The organism is Kitasatospora sp. NPDC002965, assembly GCF_040611255.1.
In the GTDB taxonomy this organism is placed as follows: domain Bacteria; phylum Actinomycetota; class Actinomycetes; order Streptomycetales; family Streptomycetaceae; genus Kitasatospora.
Genome location: NZ_JBEXNT010000114.1, coordinates 1 through 17147, shown reverse-complemented (window position 1 = coordinate 17147; position 17147 = coordinate 1). Strand labels below are relative to the sequence as shown.

The window sequence follows — 17147 nt, the reverse complement described above, 5'->3', positions numbered from 1 at the left end:
CCCTCAGGGAGCGCGGGCGCCACCGGGCGCCCCTCCCTGCCATTCCCCCGAAGGAATCCGATGACCACGCATGCCCCGCCGTCCCTCCAGCCATCCAGGTCACGCTGGTTGGCGCTGGGGGTCCTCTGCACCGGCAACCTGATGATCATCCTCGACGGCTCCATCGTGACCGTCGCCCTGCCGACCATCCAGAACGACCTGGGATTCACCCAGTCGGGCCTGGCCTGGGTCGTGAACGCGTACCTCATCGCCTTCGCCGGGCTGCTGCTGCTCTCCGGCCGGCTGGGCGACCTGCTGGGCGGCAAGCGCGTCTTCGCCTGGGGCCTGGGCCTGTTCACGGCCGCCTCGCTGGCCTGCGGCCTGGCCTCCACCTCGACGGCGCTGGTGGTGTTCCGGTTCGTCCAGGGCGTCGGCGGCGCGCTCGCCTCGGCGGTCGTCCTCGGCATGATCATCACCCTGTTCCCCGACGCCGGTGAGCGCGGCAAGGCACTGGCGGCCTACGCGTTCGTCTCGGCCGCGGGCGCCTCCCTGGGCCTGATCCTCGGTGGCGTGCTGACCCAGAGCTTCAGCTGGCCGTGGGTGTTCTACGTCAACGTGCCGATCGGCCTGGCGGCGCTCGTCCTGACCCAGCGGGTGGTCCCCGGGGCGAAGGGGCTCGGACTGCGCGAGGGCGCCGACCTGATCGGCTCCGTGCTCGCCACCGGCGGCCTGATGCTGCTGGTCTACACGATCATCAAGGCCGAGGAGTACACCTGGGGCGACATCCGCACCCTCGGTCTGCTGGCCGGCTCGCTGGCGCTGCTCGCCGGGTTCGTCGTCCGCCAGGCCTACGCGGACAAGCCGCTGCTGCCGCTGCACATCTTCCGCTCGCGGTCGGTCTCCGGCGCCAACACCATCATGGTGCTGATGGTCGCCGGTCTGTTCGGCTACCAGTTCTGCACCGCGCTCTACTTCCAGAACGTGCTGGGCTACGACGCGCTCAAGACCGGCCTCGCCTTCCTCCCCGCCCCGGTCACCATCGCCGTCGTCTCACTCGGCTTCGCGGTGAAGCTGAACCAGCGGTTCGGCCCGCGCCAGGTGCTGGTCGGCGGCCTCCTGCTGGTGGCGGCGGCGCTCGCGCTGCTGGCCCGGGTGCCGAGCGACGGCACCTTCCTCATCGACATCGTCCCGCCGTTCGTCCTGCTCGGCCTCGGCTTCGGTGCGGCCATGCCCGCGCTGATCGGCCAGGCCATGTCGGTCAACTCGCCGAACGACGCCGGTATCGCCTCCGGTCTGGTGAACACCACCCAGCAGGTCGGCGCCTCGATCGGCACCGCCGTGCTCGCCACGGTGGCCGCCTCCCGGACGGCGACGCTCCTCGGGGAGCAGCGCAGCCCGGCCGAGGCGCTCACCGGCGGGTTCCACCTGTCCTACGGTCTCAGCGCCGTGTTCGTGGGCATCGCCGTCCTGGTGGCCGCCTTCGTCCTGCGCAGCCCCGCGTCCGAGCCCGCCCCCGCCGCGGCGGAGGGTGTCGAGGACGCTCCCGGACCGGACCTCAAGTCTGCGGATTCCCCCGTGCCGCAGATCTGACGGTCCCGGTGCGGCCGTTCCGGCCCCCGGAACGGCCGCACCGCCCCCGGCGGGTGGGACGCCGGGGGCACCACACCCGAACCACCCGCACCACCCGAACCACGCGCACCACCCGAACCACACGCTCCCACGCACCGCCACGCACACCCGCGCACCTCCGAACACACCGAGCGCGTCCCCCGGAACGGAACGGCCCCCTCCCCGGAGTCAGGGCCCTCATAGGGGGACGGCCAGGGGGATCGGACCCGGACGGAGCCACCAGACTCGTCGCATCGTCCGCGGCCGGGGCCATCGCCTCCTCCCGCGGAGCGGGCAGGCCTGACGCCGCCCACCGTTCCCCCCGCCTCGCGCAGGATCGAGAAAGAACCCATGTACAGCAGACGTCGATTCCTCCGTCTCCCCGTTGCCGCCACCGTCGCCGGCCTCATCGGCCCGGCCGTCCTCGTGGGCTGCTCCGACTCCTCCGCCCCGCCCTCCGCGAAGAGCGGCGGCGGCACCCTGCGCTACGGCGCCGCGGTCGAGCCCGACAGCTGGGACCCGCACGCCGCGTCCACCGCCGTCACCGGGCGGCTGCTGCGGCCGGTGCTGGAGTCGCTGGTCTCGCTGGCGCCGGACGGGACGGTCAAGCCGTGGCTGGCCGAGTCGTGGACGGTGTCGCCCGACGGACTGACCTACACCTTCACGCTGCGCACCGGCGTGACGTTCAGCGACGGCACGCCGTTCGACGCGGCGGCGGTGAAGGCGAACTTCGACCACATCACGGCGCCCAAGACGGCCTCCAAGCGGGCGGCGGGCCTGCTCGGCCCCTACAAGGACACCGAGGTGATCGACCCGCGCACCGTGGCCGTCCACCTGACGGCCCCGCACGCCTCCCTCCTCAACGCGGTGGGGAGCACCTTCCTCGGCTTCCACTCCCCCGTCGCGCTGCGCGACCACGTGGGCGACCTCTCCTCCGGCGGCCCGTTCGTCGTCGGCACCGGTCCGTTCACCTTCGAGTCGGTGACGCCCGGCCAGCAGGCCGTCTTCAAGCGCCGGCCCGACTACGCGTGGGCCCCGCCCACCGCCGCCCACCAGGGGCAGGCGAAGCTGGAGAGCATCGTCGTCCTGCTGCTGAAGGAGGACGCCTCGCGGGTCGGCGCGCTGACCTCCGGCCAGGTCGACGCCGCCGAACTGATACCGGCGAACCGGCTCGCGGGCCTGCGCGGCCAGAACGGCGTCCAGGTGGTCCGCAAGGCGGTGCCCGGCGTGCCCTACACGTACTACCTCAACACCGCCCGCGCACCCTTCGACGACCTCCGCGCCCGTCAGGCCGCCCGGCACGCCATCGACTTCGCCGGCATCGTCAAGGGCATCTTCCAGAGCGAGTACGAGCAGGCCTGGGGGCCGCTGGCGCCCTCGACCCCCGGCGCCGACGCCTCGCTCGCCAAGGCCTGGGAGTTCAGCAAGGAGAAGGCCGAGCGGCTGCTCGACGAGATCGGCTACACCGGGCGGGACTCGGACGGCTACCGCACCAAGGACGGCAAGCGGTTCACCGTCGAGCAGCCGTACGTGCAGACCTTCGTGTCCGCCCAGAACCACACCTTCGACGTGGGCATCCAGGACGCGCTGAAGCAGGTCGGCATCGAGCTGAAGCTGGTGCCGCTCGACTCCGCCGGCTCCATCGGGCGCACCGGCAAGGGCGACTACGACGTCTTCGCCTTCGCCTGGCAGGGCTCCGACCCGAGCCTGCTGCAGAGCCTGTACCACTCCAAGTCCCAGTTCGGCGGCGGCGGGGCCAACGGCGCCCGGGTGCGCGACACCCAGATCGACGGCTGGCTGGACCAGGCCCAGGCGACCGTCGACGCGGGGCAGCGGCTGGAGCTGTACCGCAAGGTGCAGCGGCGGATCGTCGAGCAGGCGTACTCGTTCCCGGCGTACATCGCCACCATGGACGTCGCCCAGCACGGCAAGGTGAGCGGTCTGGTCCTGGACGTCGACGCCAACACGGACTTCTACGGCATCGGGGTGGCCTGAGGTGTCCGACCGTGCCCGGTCCGTGCCGCCCTGGGCGAGGTTCGTCGCCCGGCGGCTGGCCGCGGGCGTCGTGGTGGTGTGGGGGACGCTCACGGTGACGTTCTTCGCCATCCACCTCGCCCCCGGCGACATCGTGGACGGACTGATCGGGCCGGGCGCGGCGGCCACGCCGGGCCTGCGCGACCAGATCATCGCCGAGAACGGACTGAACGACCCGCTGCTCGTCCAGTACGGCCGCCAGCTCGCCCAGTTGGCGAGCGGCGGCCTCGGCTGGTCGTACCAGCTCAACGAGCCGATCGAGCGGATGCTGGGCAGCCAGGTCGGGCCGACCGTCGAGCTGGCCCTGTCCGCCCTCGTCACCGCGCTGGTGCTGGCGGTGCTCGCGGCCACCCTGACGGCCGGCCGGGGCCGGGCGGTGCGCGGCGCGGCCGGCGTGGCCGAGCTGCTGACGGTCTCGATGCCGTCGTTCTGGCTCGGCATCATCCTGCTGACGGTGCTGTCGTACCGGTTCCAGGCGCTGCCCTCGATCGGGGCGGACGGGCCGGCCGCGCTGGTGCTGCCGACGCTGGCGCTGGCGCTGCCGCTGGCCGGGGTGCTGTCCCAGGTCATCCGGCAGGAGCTGGAGACCGCCGACGGCCGCCCGTTCGTCCTCACCGCGCGCTCGCGGGGCCTCGGTGCCACGGCGGTGCTGCTGCGGCACACCCTGCGGCACGCGCTGCTGCCGCTGACCACACTCGCCGGCTTCGTGCTGGGCAGCCTGTTCGGGGGCGCGGTCCTGGTGGAGAACATCTTCACCAGGCCGGGCCTCGGCCGGGTGCTGGCCAACGCGGTCGGCACGCGCGACCTGCCGGTGGTGACGGCGCTGGTGGTCATCTCCAGCGCGGCGTTCGTCGTCATCAACACCGTGGTGGACCTCCTCCACCCGTTGATCGATCCCCGCCTGCGCGAGGGAGGTCCCGCGTGAGCACCGCCACCGCACTGCTCGACCCCCCGGCCGCGGCGGCCGCCCGCCGGGGCGGGCTGCTGCGGTCGCCGGTGGGGGTGGCGCTGCCGCTCCTGCTGGTCGTGGTGGCGGTCGTGCTGGCCTTCCCCGGCCTGTTCGCCACCCACGCCCCCGAGGCGACGGACGTCGCGGCGGCCCTGCAACCGCCCGGCTCCGCGCACTGGTTCGGCACCGACCAGCTCGGCCGGGACGTCTGGTCCCGGCTGGTCCACGGCACCCGGCTGTCGGTGCTGATCGCCGTCGGCGCGACGGTGATCGGGGTGGGCGGCGGCGCGCTGCTCGGCCTGGTCGCCGGGTGCGGCGGGCGGCGCGTCGACTTCGTCCTGATGCGGGTCGTGGACGTGCTGCTGGGCTTCCCGGAGCTGCTGCTCGCTCTGCTCGTGGTGGCGCTGCTGGGCGGCGGAACCGTCAACGTGGCCATCGCGATCGGCATCGCCGGGGTGCCCAACTACGCCCGGCTGGTCCGCGGCCAGGCGCGGCTGGTGCTGCGCTCGGAGTTCGTGGAGGCGGCGCGGGTGCTCGGGGTGCCGGCCTGGCGGTCGGTGCTGCGGCACGTGCTGCCGAACGTCGGCGGACCGCTGGTCGTCCTGGCCTCCATCGGTCTGGGGTCGGCCATCATCTCGGGTTCCGGGCTGAGCGTGCTCGGTCTCGGCCCCGTCCCGCCGGAGGCCGACTGGGGATCGATGGTCGCCGACGGCAAGGACTTCCTTCAGACCGCCTGGTGGATCTCGATCGCGCCGGGCCTGGCCATCTCGGTCGTGGTGGTCTGCACCACGCTGATCGGCCGCGGTCTCCAGCTCAGGGCGGTGCGATGAGTACGGCGAGGACGACAGGTCCCACGGGGACGACGGATACGACGGGGACGACGGCCAAGGCGGGCAGGGCGGACCGGGCGGGGACGACGGGCGGGTTCGCCACCGTGGCCTCCCCGGCCGGGGAGGCCACGGCCGCCGGGCGGACGCCGCGCGACCTCGTCCGGGTGGAGGGCCTGCGGGTCTCCTTCCCCGGCGCGCCGCGGCCCGCCGTTGACGGGGTGTCGCTGGCGATCGGCCCCGGGGAGTGCGTGGCGCTGGTCGGCGAGTCCGGCTCGGGCAAGTCCGTCACCTCGCGCTCCCTGATCGGGCTGGCGGGCACCCGGGCGCGGGTCGGCGCCCGGACGCTGGAGGTCGGCGGGGCCGACACCACCGGCTTCGGCGAGCGGCAGTGGCGCGCGGTGCGCGGCCGGCAGGTCGCCATGGTCTTCCAGGACGCGCTCACCGCGCTGGACCCGCTGCGCACGGTCGGCGCCGAGATCGCCGAGGCGGCCCGGCTGCACGGCGGCGCCGGTGCGGACGGCGGCACGGCCCGGGTGGTGGAGCTGCTGACCGCGGTGGGCGTGCCGGAGCCTGAGGCCCGGCGCACCCAGTACCCGCACCAGCTCTCCGGCGGGCTGCGGCAGCGCGCGCTGATCGCCTCCGCCCTGGCCGCCGACGCCCCGCTGCTGATCGCCGACGAGCCGACCACGGCGCTGGACGCGATCGTCCAGGCCCAGGTGCTGCGGCTGCTCGGCCGGCTCAAGGACGAGGGCCGGGGCCTGCTCCTGGTCAGCCACGACCTCGCGGTGGTGGCGCAGTTGGCGGACCGCATCCTGGTGCTGCGGCACGGTGAGGTGGTGGAGAGCGGGGAGGCCCGGCAGGTGCTGTCCGCCCCGGAGCACCCGTACACGCGGATGCTGCTGGACGCGGTGCCCTCGGGCCGCCCGGCGACGCGTCCGCCCCGGCCGGCGGCGGGCGCCGGCGGGGACGAACCGGTGCTGTCCGGGCGGGGCCTGGTGAAGTCCTTCGGCCTCGGCGGCCCGAAGGCGCTGGACGAGGTCTCGTTCACCCTGCGGGCGGGCGAGGCGCTGGGCGTCGTCGGCGAGTCCGGCTCGGGCAAGACCACGCTGGCGCGGGTCGCGATGGGCCTCTCCCGACCGGACGCCGGGGAAGTCCTGCTGCACGGACGGCCCTGGTCGGCGCTGTCGGAGCGGCAGCGGCGGCCCGGCCGTTCGGCGCTCCAGTTCGTCCAGCAGGACCCGTACGCCTCCGCGGACCCGCGGTTCACCGTGGCGCGGATCATCGGCGAGGCGCTGCCGGGGCTGCGGCGCGCCGAGCGGACCCGGCGGTGCGAGGAGTTGCTCGCCCAGGTCAGACTCCCGGCGGAACTCCTCCCCCGGCGGCCGCACCAGCTGTCCGGCGGCCAGCGCCAGCGGGTGGCCATCGCCCGGGCCCTGGCGAGCCGCCCGGAGGTGCTGGTCTGCGACGAGCCGGTGTCCGCCCTGGACGTCTCGGTGCAGGCGGAGGTGCTGGAGCTGCTGGACCGGCTGCGGCGCGAGACCGGCATCGCGCTGCTGTTCATCACCCACGACCTGGCCGTGGTGCGGCAGGTCGCCGAACGGGTGATGATCATGCGCGGCGGGTCGGTCGTCGAGGAGGGCGAGACCGAGCGGATCTTCGAGGCCCCCGCCCATCCCTACACCCGGGCCCTGCTGGACGCCGTCCTGCGGCTGCCCCCGTCCACCGCGCCGGACGCGACGGACGGGACGGACGCGGCGGGCTCCGCGCCCGGCTCCGGACACGCGGGCACCCCGGACCACCAGGGCACCGGCCACCCCCCGGTGCTCCGCACCAGGCACGACACGAAGCTCGACACCGAGCCCGTCACGAAGTGGGAAAAATGACTGACACGACGACAGCAGGCGTCCTCGACGACGCCGCCGTCCACGCCGACCCGGCGGTGGACGGGGCCGAGGTGTGGCTGCGGCGGGCCGAGGCGGTCGCCGTCCAGCTGGCGGCCGGCGCCGCCCGGCGCGACCGCGAGGGCACCGCCCCGCTGCGGGAGGTCCGGCTGCTGAAGGAGTCCGGGCTGGTGACCCTGCTCGGCCCGGTCGAGTACGGCGGCGGCGGCCAGGACTGGTCCACCGCGCACCGGGTGGCGCGGACCGTCGCGGCGGCCGACGCCTCCGTCGGCGAGCTGCTCGCGCACCACTACGTGTGGGTGTCGATCGCCGAGTTCATCGGCACCGACGAGAAGATCCAGCACATCGGCGAGGTGGCGGCCCGCGCCCGGTGGTTCTTCAGCGGCTCCGCGAAGCCCCGGTCGGCGCCCCTGGTGATCCAGGACGCCGGCGGCGACATGCTCTTCCACGGGCGGCTGGACCGCGCCCTGGGCCACCCGGTGTCGGACATCACCATCCTGGAGGGCTTCCTGGAGGACGGCGACACCCCGATCAGCGCGCTCGCGATGAGCGACCACCCGGGCCTGACCTTCGAGCCCGGGGCCGAGGAGTTCGGGCTGCGCGCGCTGGCGGCCGGCACCGTCGTCGCCGACCACGCCGACATCCCGTGGACCGGGGCGCTCGGCCACGTGGACAAGACCTTCGTGCCCCGCGTGTACAACACGTTCCTCACCCCCGCCTTCCAGCTCGCGCAGGCCAACGTGCTGATCGGCGCGACCCGGGGCGCGCTGGAGGCCGCCGCGGGGCACACCCGCGACCGGTGGTCGCGGGCGCCGCTGACCGAGGCCGCCGCGGCGGACGCGGCGCAGCACTACGGCGCACTCGCCTCCCTGCTCTGGGCGGTGGAGGCGTTCGCCGACGCCGTCGGCGCCGAGGCGGACGCCCTGCACGCCCGCCGCCGCACGGTGACCGAGGAGGAGCGCGGGTACCACGCCGTCCGGGTCGCCGCGCTGGCCGCGCAGGCCGGTGCCGCCGCCGACGCCGTCACCGCGGGCGTCTTCGGGGCGGCCGGCGCCGGGGGCGCCGAGGCGGAGGCCGGGCTGGACCGCTTCTGGCGGGACACCCGGGCCCGGCGGGTGCACGACGACGACCCGGGGCGCGGCCGGGTGGTGGGCCGCCACCTCCTGCACGGCGAAGTCCCCCGGCCCACCTGGTATGCGTAAGACCGCGAGAAGGAGCACCCCGGAATGACCAGCAGTTCCCGGACCCAGCTGTCCGTCCTCGACATCTCGTCCATCGACTCCGCCGGGCGCCCGGCCGACACCCTGGTCGACACCCGCCGACTGGTGGCGGCGGCCGACGAGCTGGGCTACGCCCGGTTCTGGGTGGCCGAGCACCACAACTCGCGCGGGATCGCCGGTTCCGTCCCGGCCGTCCTGCTGGCCGCCCTCGGGGAGCGGACCACCCGGATCCGGATCGGCGCGGGCGGGGTGATCCTGCCCAACCACGCGCCGTACGCCGTCGCCGAGTCCTTCCGGACGCTGGCCGCGCTCTTCCCCGGCCGGGTCGACCTGGGCATCGGCCGGTCGGGGGCGGATCCGGTGCTCGCCCACGCCCTGCGCCGGGCACCCGACGAGGACTTCCCGGCGGCGCTGGAGGAGTTGCTCGGCTTCGTCGGGGGCGGCTTCCCCGACGGGCACGTCTACCAGCGGCTGGAGGCCCTGCCGGAGCCGCCGCAGCCGCCCCGCGTCTGGCTGCTGGGCGCCAGTGTGCGCAGCGCGGTGGACGCGGGCCGGCGCGGGCTGCCGTACGCGTTCGCACACCACTTCTTCAACTCGCGCGGCACCGAGGAGGCCCTGCGGGCGTACCGGGAGAGCTTCCGCCCGTCGTCCCGGGCGGAACGCCCGCACGCCATCGTCACCGCCTACACCGTGTGCGGCGAGACCGCGGAGCAGGCCCGCCGGCTGACGTACCCGGCGCTCTTCCCGGTGCTGCGGCTGAACGGCGCCTCGCCGACCGCGCCGCTGCCCACCGTGGAGGAGGCGGCGGCCTACCCGTGGACGGACGCCGAACGCGCCGCCGCCGACGCGCTGCTCAGCACGCAGGCGGTCGGCGACGCGGACGAGGTCCGCCGCGCCCTGGCGGACCTCCTGGAGCGCACCGGCGCGGACGAGCTGATGGTGACCAACAACGTCACCGACGTGGACGAGAAGATCCGCTCGCTGGAGCGGGTGCGGGAGCTCGCCGAGTCGCTGCCGGTCCCCGCCGGGGTCACCTCCTAGCGGCGGGCAGGGCGCGGTGCGCACGGGCCGGGCGGGCGGGGGACGCCGGCTCGCCGAGGCTGTCCAGGATGCGCCGGTGGTGGGTGGCGAGCCAGACCCGCTCGGGTTCTCCGGGCGGGCAGCGGTCGAGGGCGAGGCCGAGGCAGCTGACCGCGAGCGCGTCGTCACCCGCGGCGGCGGCGCGCGCGGACGCCCCCACCAGCGCCTCCCAGGCCCGGCGCTCCATCGCCTCCACCGGGGCGCCGTCGGCCTCGGTGAGGGCGACGGCCCGGTCGTAGTGGAAGGCCAGCAGGGCGGGCCGGGGCACGTCCAGGAGGGCCGCCCAGGAGGCCGCCCGCAGGTGACGCTCGACCAGGACGCGGCCCGGCAGCTGGGCCAGCGCGACGTCGCGGCTGACGGCGTACCGGAAGACGTACTCGACGTCGCCCGGCACGCTGCTGCGGCGCACCCGGCGCAGCAGTTCCCGCGACTCCAGGCTGTCCAGGCCGCGGCCCACCTCCTCGGTGTCCCGCAGGCTGACGGCGGCGACCGCGCCGCGCCACAGCGTCCCGCCGACGACGGCCGCGTCGCGCAGCACCGACCGGGCGGTCCGGTCGAGGTCGTCGAGCTGGGCGGTGGCGATGGCGAGGACGGCCGGGGGGTGGGCCACGGCCGGGTCGCCGCCGACGGCCTCGGCCCGGGCGTAGGCCTGCGCGAACAGCGGGTTGCCGTCGGCGAGCGCCGCGCGGCGGTCGTCCGCGGGCGAGGGACGGCGCCGTCCGGAGGCCGCGCCGATGATGGTGCCGGTGGCCGTGGTGGACAGCGGCGCCACGTGCATGAGGGCCGAACGGCGCTTGGCGCACCCCCAGGAGGGGGTGGTGTGGAGCAGCTCGGAGCGGGCGCCGGCGACCAGCAGCAGGGCCACCGGGCCGAGCCGGACGGTCAGGTCCTCGACGAAGGACCGGACGAATCCGGCGGCGCGGTGCAGGTCGTCCAGCACCACCACCAGCGGGCGTTCGGCGGCCGCCTCCTCGATCAGCTGGCGCAGCGCGCCGAGGACCTCCTCCCGGGGGACGGTCCCGCCGCCGGGCCCCTCGGGGGAGGAGGCCGGGGCGGGCAGGCCGAGGCAGGCGGCGAGAGCGGTGACGATCCGCCCGGCGACGGCGTGCGGGAAGAGGCCGCGCACGACGGCGGTCAGCGCGGGGACGACGACGGCCGCCGGGGCGCCCGGGCGGATGCCCGCGTAGGCGCGGACCACCCCGGCGAGCGGCTCGTACGGGGTGTGGGCGTCGAAGGCGGGCGTGCCGGCGTAGAGCACCCGGGGTGCGTCCTCCCCCGCCTCGGCGCGCAGCCCGGCGGCGAACTCCCCGATCAGCCGGGTCTTGCCGATGCCCGGCTCGCCGAGCACCGTGATCAGGTGGGGCAGTTGACGGCGGACGGTGTCCTGGTAGGCGCCGCGCAGCAGGTTCAGCTCGTGGGTGCGTTCCAGGAAGGGCGGTTCGGCGGGGTGCCCGGGCGCCCCGGGGGCGGGGGGGCTCTCGGTCGCCAGGCGGTGGACGCCGGGGGTTCCGTCCACCGGGGTGAAGCCGAGGAGCGCGCCGCCGGCCTCGACGGTGGCGGTGCACGCCCACAGCTCCCCCCGGGGGACCTGGAGCAGCAGGTGGTGGCAGGCGTCCAGGACCTCGCCGGTCACCTCCACGGGCTCCGTCCCGCTGTCGTCGTAGGTGACCACCACCTCGCCGCTGCCGACCACGAGGTGGGTGACGAGCCGGGCACCGCCGGGGGCGGGACCGCTCCCGGCGGCGGGACCGGACGCGGACCCGGAGGCGGGGCGGGGGCCGGATCCGGCCGGGGCGGATCCGGGAGCGGGCTCGGGGGACGCGAAGTGCCGCCGCAGGGCGAGGGCGGCGCGCAGGGCCCGCTCGGCGTCGTCCTCGTGGGCCCGGGGCACGCCGAAGACGACCAGCCACACCGACCCGAAGGCGCGGCGCACGAGGCCGCCGAACGGCGCGGTCTCCCGCCGGATGACGGCGGTCAGTTCCTTGGTGGCGTGGTCGATCCGCTCGGGGGCGACGGCGCCGCCGTCGGCCGTCCACCGGGCGCGGACCATGACCACACTGGCCCGGCGCCGCTCGACCCGCTCCCAGGAGGGGCGGTAGGCGTGCTCGGCGACGGGGGCGGCCTCCCCGTCGGCCGGTTCGGGCGTCGCGTGCGCCCCGGGGGTCTCCGGGGCGGCGGCGGGCGGCGACGGGACGGACGCCGCAGGCCGGGGACGGCGCTGCGCCGGGGCCGCGGCCGGGGTCCGGTGCCCGTCCGGGTCCGGGGCCGGGTGCGGGACGGCCGCCAGGGCCCCGCCGGGGGACGGGGCCGCCCCGGCCGGGCCGCCGCCGCCCGGGCCGCCGGTGAGCCGCAGGGCCAGTGCCGGGTCGTGGCTGAGGATCGCGCGCTGGAGCCGCCGCAGGTCGCGGCCCGGCTCCAGGCCGAAGCGGTCGGCGAGGAGGTCCCGGGTGCGCCGGTAGCGGTCCAGCGCCTCGGGCTGCCGCCCGCAGTTGTAGAGGACGACCATGAGCTGGGCGACCAGCCGCTCCCTTGTCGGCTCGGCCTCCAGCAGCGTCTCCAGCTCGCCGATCAGCTCGCGGTCCCGCCCCATCGCCAACTCCGCCTGGATGCAGTCCTCGTGGACGGCGAGCCGGGTGCCCTGGAGGGCGGCCAGCTCGGGCCAGGTCAGCCCGGCGTCGGTCACGTCCGCGAGCACCGGTCCGCGCCACAGGCCCAGGGCCCGGCGCAGCAGTCCCGAGGCCTCCGCCCACTCACCGGCCGCCAGCCGGGCCCGTCCCAATGTGACAAGCTCGTGAAATTCGGTGAGATCGAGCTGTTCCGGCTCGATTCTGAGGGTGTATCCGGGCACTATGGTATTCAGTGCCACATTCCCGCCCGCCGGATCCCCCACCGCCTGGAATGTACGGCGAAGACCGGCCACCGAGTTCTGCACCATTTTCCGGGCCGTGGACGGACGCTCGTCCCCCCAGAGCGCGGCGATTATCTCGTTGATTCCCACCACGCTATTCGCGCGGAGAAGGAGAACACCGAGCAGTGCCCGCTGCTGCAGGCCGCGAACAGGCACCTCGACACCGTCGGAGAGCACTTCCAGCGGCCCCAGAACGTTGAATCGCACCCTGCCCCCTCGACTCGCGGTAAATCCGGAAAGCACCATTCCACAAATATGTTCCCGATGGTACATCAGGGCGCCCGGAGTTCTCCATTGACAGCACGTCAACTCCAATCCGGCATACCGGTCGACAACCCGCGTCGGTGACCAGCCCGGGCATTTCGCCGCCCCGCGCCGCGGAACGGCGGCAGTGCCCCGCTCATGGGCGGTCAGTTCCCCGCCGATGGGCGGGAAGTCCCCATGATGGGTCCGACCGGGAGGGGCGACCGCCGCCACCTCCCCGGGGAGCCGTCGGCGACCGACGGCCGAACGCCTACAAGAGATGAGGTCGGGGGTACCCGGTGCCTTCCCTGCTGGAACGTGACGCGCACATCGACCGACTCGACCACCTGCTCACCGAGTGTCTCGGCCGGGCGGGCCGGGCGGCCCTCGTCGACGGCCCCCTCGGCAGCGGCAAGACCGAGCTGCTGCGGGTGTTCGCCGCCCGGGCCGCCGACCGCGGGGTCCTCGTCGTCAGCGCCGACTGTTCCGCCCAGGAGCGGGACCTGCCCTTCGGCGTCGCCGACCGGATCGCCCGCTCCGCCGCCTGGCCGGCCGGGCACGCCGAACGGCTGGCGGCCCTCGCCGACCCGGCCGTCCTCGCCGACCCGAGCGACACCGCGCACGGCCCCGACCCGGCCGGCCCGCCCCCGCCGAAGCTGCTGCGCGCCTGCCGCGACCTCACCGCCGCGCTGCTCGCAGCCGCTGCGGACAACCCGGTGCTGATCTGCGTCGAGGACATCGGCCACGCCGACGAGGCGTCACTGCACTTCCTGCGCCACCTCGTCCGGCACCTGCCGCAGAGCCGCGTCCTGCTGGTGCTCACCGACGGCAGCACGCCGTGGCCCGCGCGCCGCCGGCTGCACGCCGAGCTCTTCCGCCACCCGCACGTCCACCGCCTCGCACTGGCCCCGCTCTCCCGGGCCGGCGCGCTGCGCCTGGTCACCGAGGGGCTCGGCGAGGAGTCCGCCCGGCACAGCGGCCCCGAACTGGTCGACGTCGCCGGCGGCAACCCGCTGCTGCTGCACGCTCTCGTGGAGGAGCACCTCGACCGGGCCGACCCCGAACCGCGCTACGGCCCCGCCCTGCTGAGCTGCCTGCACCGCACCGAGCCCGGTGTGCTGCGGGTCGTCCAGGCCCAGGCCGTCCTGGGCGACGACGCCCCGGACGAGGACGTGGCGCGCCTCCTGGGCGAGCGGGAGAGCCCCGACGCCGTGGCGCGGATCCGCTCCGCGCTCGCCGCCGCCGGGCTGCTCGACGGCGACGGGCGGCTGCGCACCGCGGCGGCGCGCACCACCGTCCTGGAGGACCTCGCCCCGCACGAGCGGACCGACCTCCGGCTACGGGCCGCACAGCTGTGCTACGAGTCGGGCAGCCCCGCCGCCGAGGTGGCCCGGCACCTGGTCGAGGCCGGACGCGCCCCGATGCCGTGGGCGGTGGCCGCACTGACCGAGGCCGCCGAACACGCCCTGCTGGACAACCGCTACCGCACGGCGGTGGCCTGCCTGCGCCTGGCCCACAAGGAGGCGGTCGAGGAACCCGACCGGGCCGTCCTGCGGCACCGCCTGGTGCAGGCCGAGTGGCAGCTCAACCCGTCCACGGCGGCCCGGCACCTGGCGCCGCTCACCGCGGCCGTCCGGGCCGGCCACCTCGGGCTCGCCGAGGCGCTCGTCCTCGTCCGGCACCTGCTCTGGCACGGGCGCGGCGAGGAGGCCGTGGCCGTCCTGGACCTGCTGCGGTCCCGGACCGGCCCGGCGCAGCGGGCCACCCCGGCCGAGACGGGGGCGCTGCGCGACGTCGAGACCTGGCTCGCCTACACCCACCCGGGCCTCGCCCGGGGCCGCCGCGTCCCGGCCCTGCCCGCCGACCTCCGGCACACGGTGGCCCCGGACATCGACCCGCAGCTCCAGGCCGCCGCCGCGCTCGCCGGCGCACTGACCCGCGGCCGGGCGGCCGAGGCCGTCGACCACGCCCAGCAGGTACTGCGCGACGCCCACCTGCACGGCCGGACGGCGTGGGCCGAGGAGGCCGCGCTGCTCGCCCTGCGGGTGCTGCTCCAGGCCGGGCGCGCCGACACCGCGGCGGTCTGGAGCCAGCGGCTGCTGACCGCCGCCGCACGGCGCGAGGCGCCCACCGCGACGGCCCTGTACGCCGCCGCGCACGGCGAGTCGGCGCTCCGGCTCGGCGAGCTGGTGACGGCGGCCGAGAGCAGCCGGGCGGCGCTGACCCACCTCAGCCCGACCGCCTGGGGCATCGCGGTGGGCCTGCCGCTGGGCACGCTGGTGATGGCGGAGAGCCGGATGGGCGAGCACCGGTCGGCGGCCAAGCACCTGACCCACGCCGTCGGCGAGGCGATGTTCCAGACCCTGTACGGGCTGCACTACCTGTTCGCCCGCGGCGACCACTACCTGGCGACCCGGCACGGCCACGCCGCGCTCGCCGACTTCCTGTCCTGCGGCGAGCTCCTGCGCACCTGGGGCCTGGACGGCGCGGGGGTCGTGCCCTGGCGCACCCACGCGGCCGACGCGTGGCTGCGGCTGGACAACCGGGACCGCGCCTGGCGGCTCGTCCACGAGCAGCTCAGCCGGTCCGACGCCGACCTCCCGCACACCCGCGGTCCGGCGCTGCGGCTGCTCGCCGCGGCCGGGCCGCCCGGGCGGCGCGGTCCTCTGCTCACCGAGGCGGTCGACCTCACCGAGACCTCCGGCGACCGGTACGAGCAGGTCCGGGTGCTCACCGACCTCAGCCGCGTCCACCAGGCGACCAACAACAAGCGGCGGGCCCGGCTGCTGCTGCGCCAGGCCCTGCACGTGGCGAACATGTGCGCCATGAAGCCGCTCGCCCAGGAGCTGCTCTCGGTCTCGGCGGACCTCGGCGAGAGCGGCCCGGCCGCCGACGGCGCCGAGGACCCGGGCGGGGTCGGGGCGCTGACCGAGTCCGAGCGGCGCGTCGCCTCACTGGCCGTGCTCGGCTACACCAACCGCGAGATCGCCGGCCGCCTCTACATCACGGCCAGCACCGTGGAACAGCACCTCACCCGGGTCTACCGCAAGCTCGGGGTCCGCCGACGCAAGGATCTGCCCGCCGATCTGTGGGCCAACCTGAGGAAGACGGGATGACACCGATGACCACGACACCGACGGCGCACGAAGACGCCGCGCTCGCCCTGGCGCTCGCCGGTCGGGCCGCCGGCCAGCAGCCGCAGTGGCCGGACCCGGACCGGGTGCGGGAGGTGCGCGCCGAGCTCGGCGCGCTGCCGCCCCTGGTGCAGCGCGCCGCCGTGGACCGGCTGCGGGAGCGGCTGGCCGAGGTCGCGCTCGGCAGGGCCCTGGTGATCCAGGGCGGGGACTGCGCCGAGACCTTCGCCGGGAACACCCCCGAGCACGTACGGTCCAACCTGCACGTCCTGCTGCACTGCGCGACGCTGTTCGAGGTCGCGTCGGGGCTGCCCGTGGTGCCGCTCGGCCGCGTCGCCGGGCAGTACGCCAAGCCGCGTTCCAGCCCGGTGGGGCCGGACGGCCTGCCCGCCTACCGGGGCGACATCGTCAACGGCGAGGCGGCGACGGCCGGGGCCCGCACACCGGACCCGCAGCGGATGCTCACCGCGTACGCCGGGGCCGGGGCCGCACTCGACGTGCTGGAGGCGGTGTCCGCCGCGACCCGCACCGAGCTGTTCACCAGTCACGAGGCGCTGCTGCTCGACTACGAGGTGCCGCTGGTGCGCGACGGGTACGGCCTCTCCGGCCACTTCCTGTGGATCGGCGAGCGGACCCGCGACCTGGACGGCGCGCACGTCGCCCTGGCCCGGCGGATCGCCAACCCGCTGGGGCTCAAGCTGGGCCCGACCACGACGCCGGAGCAGGCCGTCGCCTACGCCGAGGCGCTGGACCCGGACCGCACTCCCGGCCGGCTGACGCTGATCAGCCGGATGGGCGCGGACCGGGTGACCGACGTCCTGCCGCCGCTGGTGGAGGCGGTGGAGGCCGCCGGGCACCCGGTGGTCTGGCTCTGCGACCCGATGCACGGCAACACCGAGGTGTCGGCGTCCGGGCTGAAGACCCGCCGCTTCGAGCGGATCGCCGCCGAGGTGACCGGCTACTTCGCGGTGCACCGGGCGTTGGGCAGCCACCCGGGCGGTCTGCACCTGGAGCTGACCGGGGACGACGTGACCGAGTGCCTCGGCGGTCGCGAGGACCTGCGCGAGGAGCAGCTCCCGGAGCGCTACCTGACCGGCTGCGACCCCCGTCTGAACGGCCGCCAGAGCATCGACCTGGCGCGGATCGTGGCGGAGATCCTGGTGGAGCGCCCTGCGGCGACACCGGTTCGGCCGGCAGGTCCTACGGGAGCGGCAGGACGTGGCGGAGGGCCTCGACGGCGTCCGGCGGGTCGTCCACGGCC

At 75.6% G+C, this 17147-nt stretch carries 10 protein-coding genes; 9 read left to right on the top strand and 1 reads right to left on the bottom strand.

The features are described from left to right. The first annotated feature begins 60 nt into the window (after window positions 1–60). The 7 genes from ABZY91_RS32220 to ABZY91_RS32190 all read left to right on the top strand — a co-directional run bounded on the left by ABZY91_RS32220 (window position 61) and on the right by ABZY91_RS32190 (window position 9562). Window positions 61–1569, top strand: coding sequence for an MFS transporter (locus ABZY91_RS32220; protein WP_329881611.1), 1509 nt, complete (start codon window positions 61–63; stop codon window positions 1567–1569). Between the two features lie 369 nt (window positions 1570–1938). Beyond that, window positions 1939–3582, top strand: coding sequence for an ABC transporter substrate-binding protein (locus tag ABZY91_RS32215; protein WP_355406526.1), 1644 nt, complete (start codon window positions 1939–1941; stop codon window positions 3580–3582). Window position 3583: 1 nt separating this feature from the next. After that, entirely contained in the window at window positions 3584–4546 is a 963-nt protein-coding gene (locus tag ABZY91_RS32210) for an ABC transporter permease (protein ID WP_329952842.1), read from the top strand. After that, window positions 4543–5400, top strand: a complete 858-nt coding sequence (locus tag ABZY91_RS32205; RefSeq protein WP_329952841.1) for an ABC transporter permease — start codon at window positions 4543–4545, stop codon at window positions 5398–5400. The genes ABZY91_RS32210 and ABZY91_RS32205 overlap by 4 nt, the downstream gene beginning before the upstream one ends. Before the next feature lie 104 nt (window positions 5401–5504). After that, a complete protein-coding gene (locus ABZY91_RS32200; RefSeq protein ID WP_355406523.1) occupies window positions 5505–7283 on the top strand; it encodes an ABC transporter ATP-binding protein in 1779 nt (592 codons plus the stop codon). Continuing rightward, the gene (locus ABZY91_RS32195) at window positions 7280–8503 is read left to right on the top strand and encodes an acyl-CoA dehydrogenase family protein (protein ID WP_355406521.1); all 1224 of its coding nucleotides are present in this window, start codon (window positions 7280–7282) and stop codon (window positions 8501–8503) included. Before ABZY91_RS32200 ends, ABZY91_RS32195 begins: the two co-directional genes overlap by 4 nt. A 24-nt stretch (window positions 8504–8527) precedes the next feature. Beyond that, a complete protein-coding gene (locus tag ABZY91_RS32190) occupies window positions 8528–9562 on the top strand; it encodes an LLM class flavin-dependent oxidoreductase (protein ID WP_329881605.1) in 1035 nt (344 codons plus the stop codon). Here ABZY91_RS32190 and ABZY91_RS32185 read toward each other — a convergent pair. After that, on the bottom strand, window positions 9552–12536 hold the full coding sequence (locus ABZY91_RS32185; RefSeq protein ID WP_355406543.1) for a BTAD domain-containing putative transcriptional regulator: 2985 nt from the start codon (window positions 12534–12536) through the stop codon (window positions 9552–9554). The two genes, ABZY91_RS32190 and ABZY91_RS32185, sit on opposite strands and share 11 nt — an antisense overlap. 515 nt (window positions 12537–13051) lie before the next feature. Between ABZY91_RS32185 and ABZY91_RS32180 the strand changes: the two genes are divergently transcribed. Beyond that, on the top strand, window positions 13052–15868 hold the full coding sequence (locus ABZY91_RS32180) for an AAA family ATPase (RefSeq protein ID WP_355406519.1): 2817 nt from the start codon (window positions 13052–13054) through the stop codon (window positions 15866–15868). Then, window positions 15865–17147 (top strand): 3-deoxy-7-phosphoheptulonate synthase (locus ABZY91_RS32175; RefSeq protein ID WP_355406517.1); only part of this gene is annotated, 1283 nt, incomplete at its 3' end. The genes ABZY91_RS32180 and ABZY91_RS32175, both read left to right, overlap by 4 nt.

What these genes read in the sequence shown, in the direction of transcription:
- ABZY91_RS32220 (WP_329881611.1), top strand. Translation starts at nt 61, where the DNA reads ATGACCACGCATGCCCCGCCGTCCCTCCAGCCATCCAGGTCACGCTGG.
- ABZY91_RS32215 (WP_355406526.1), top strand. Translation starts at nt 1,939, where the DNA reads ATGTACAGCAGACGTCGATTCCTCCGTCTCCCCGTTGCCGCCACCGTC.
- ABZY91_RS32195 (WP_355406521.1), top strand. Translation starts at nt 7,280, where the DNA reads ATGACTGACACGACGACAGCAGGCGTCCTCGACGACGCCGCCGTCCAC.
- ABZY91_RS32190 (WP_329881605.1), top strand. Translation starts at nt 8,528, where the DNA reads ATGACCAGCAGTTCCCGGACCCAGCTGTCCGTCCTCGACATCTCGTCC.
- ABZY91_RS32185 (WP_355406543.1), bottom strand. Translation starts at nt 12,536, where the DNA reads ATGGTGCAGAACTCGGTGGCCGGTCTTCGCCGTACATTCCAGGCGGTG.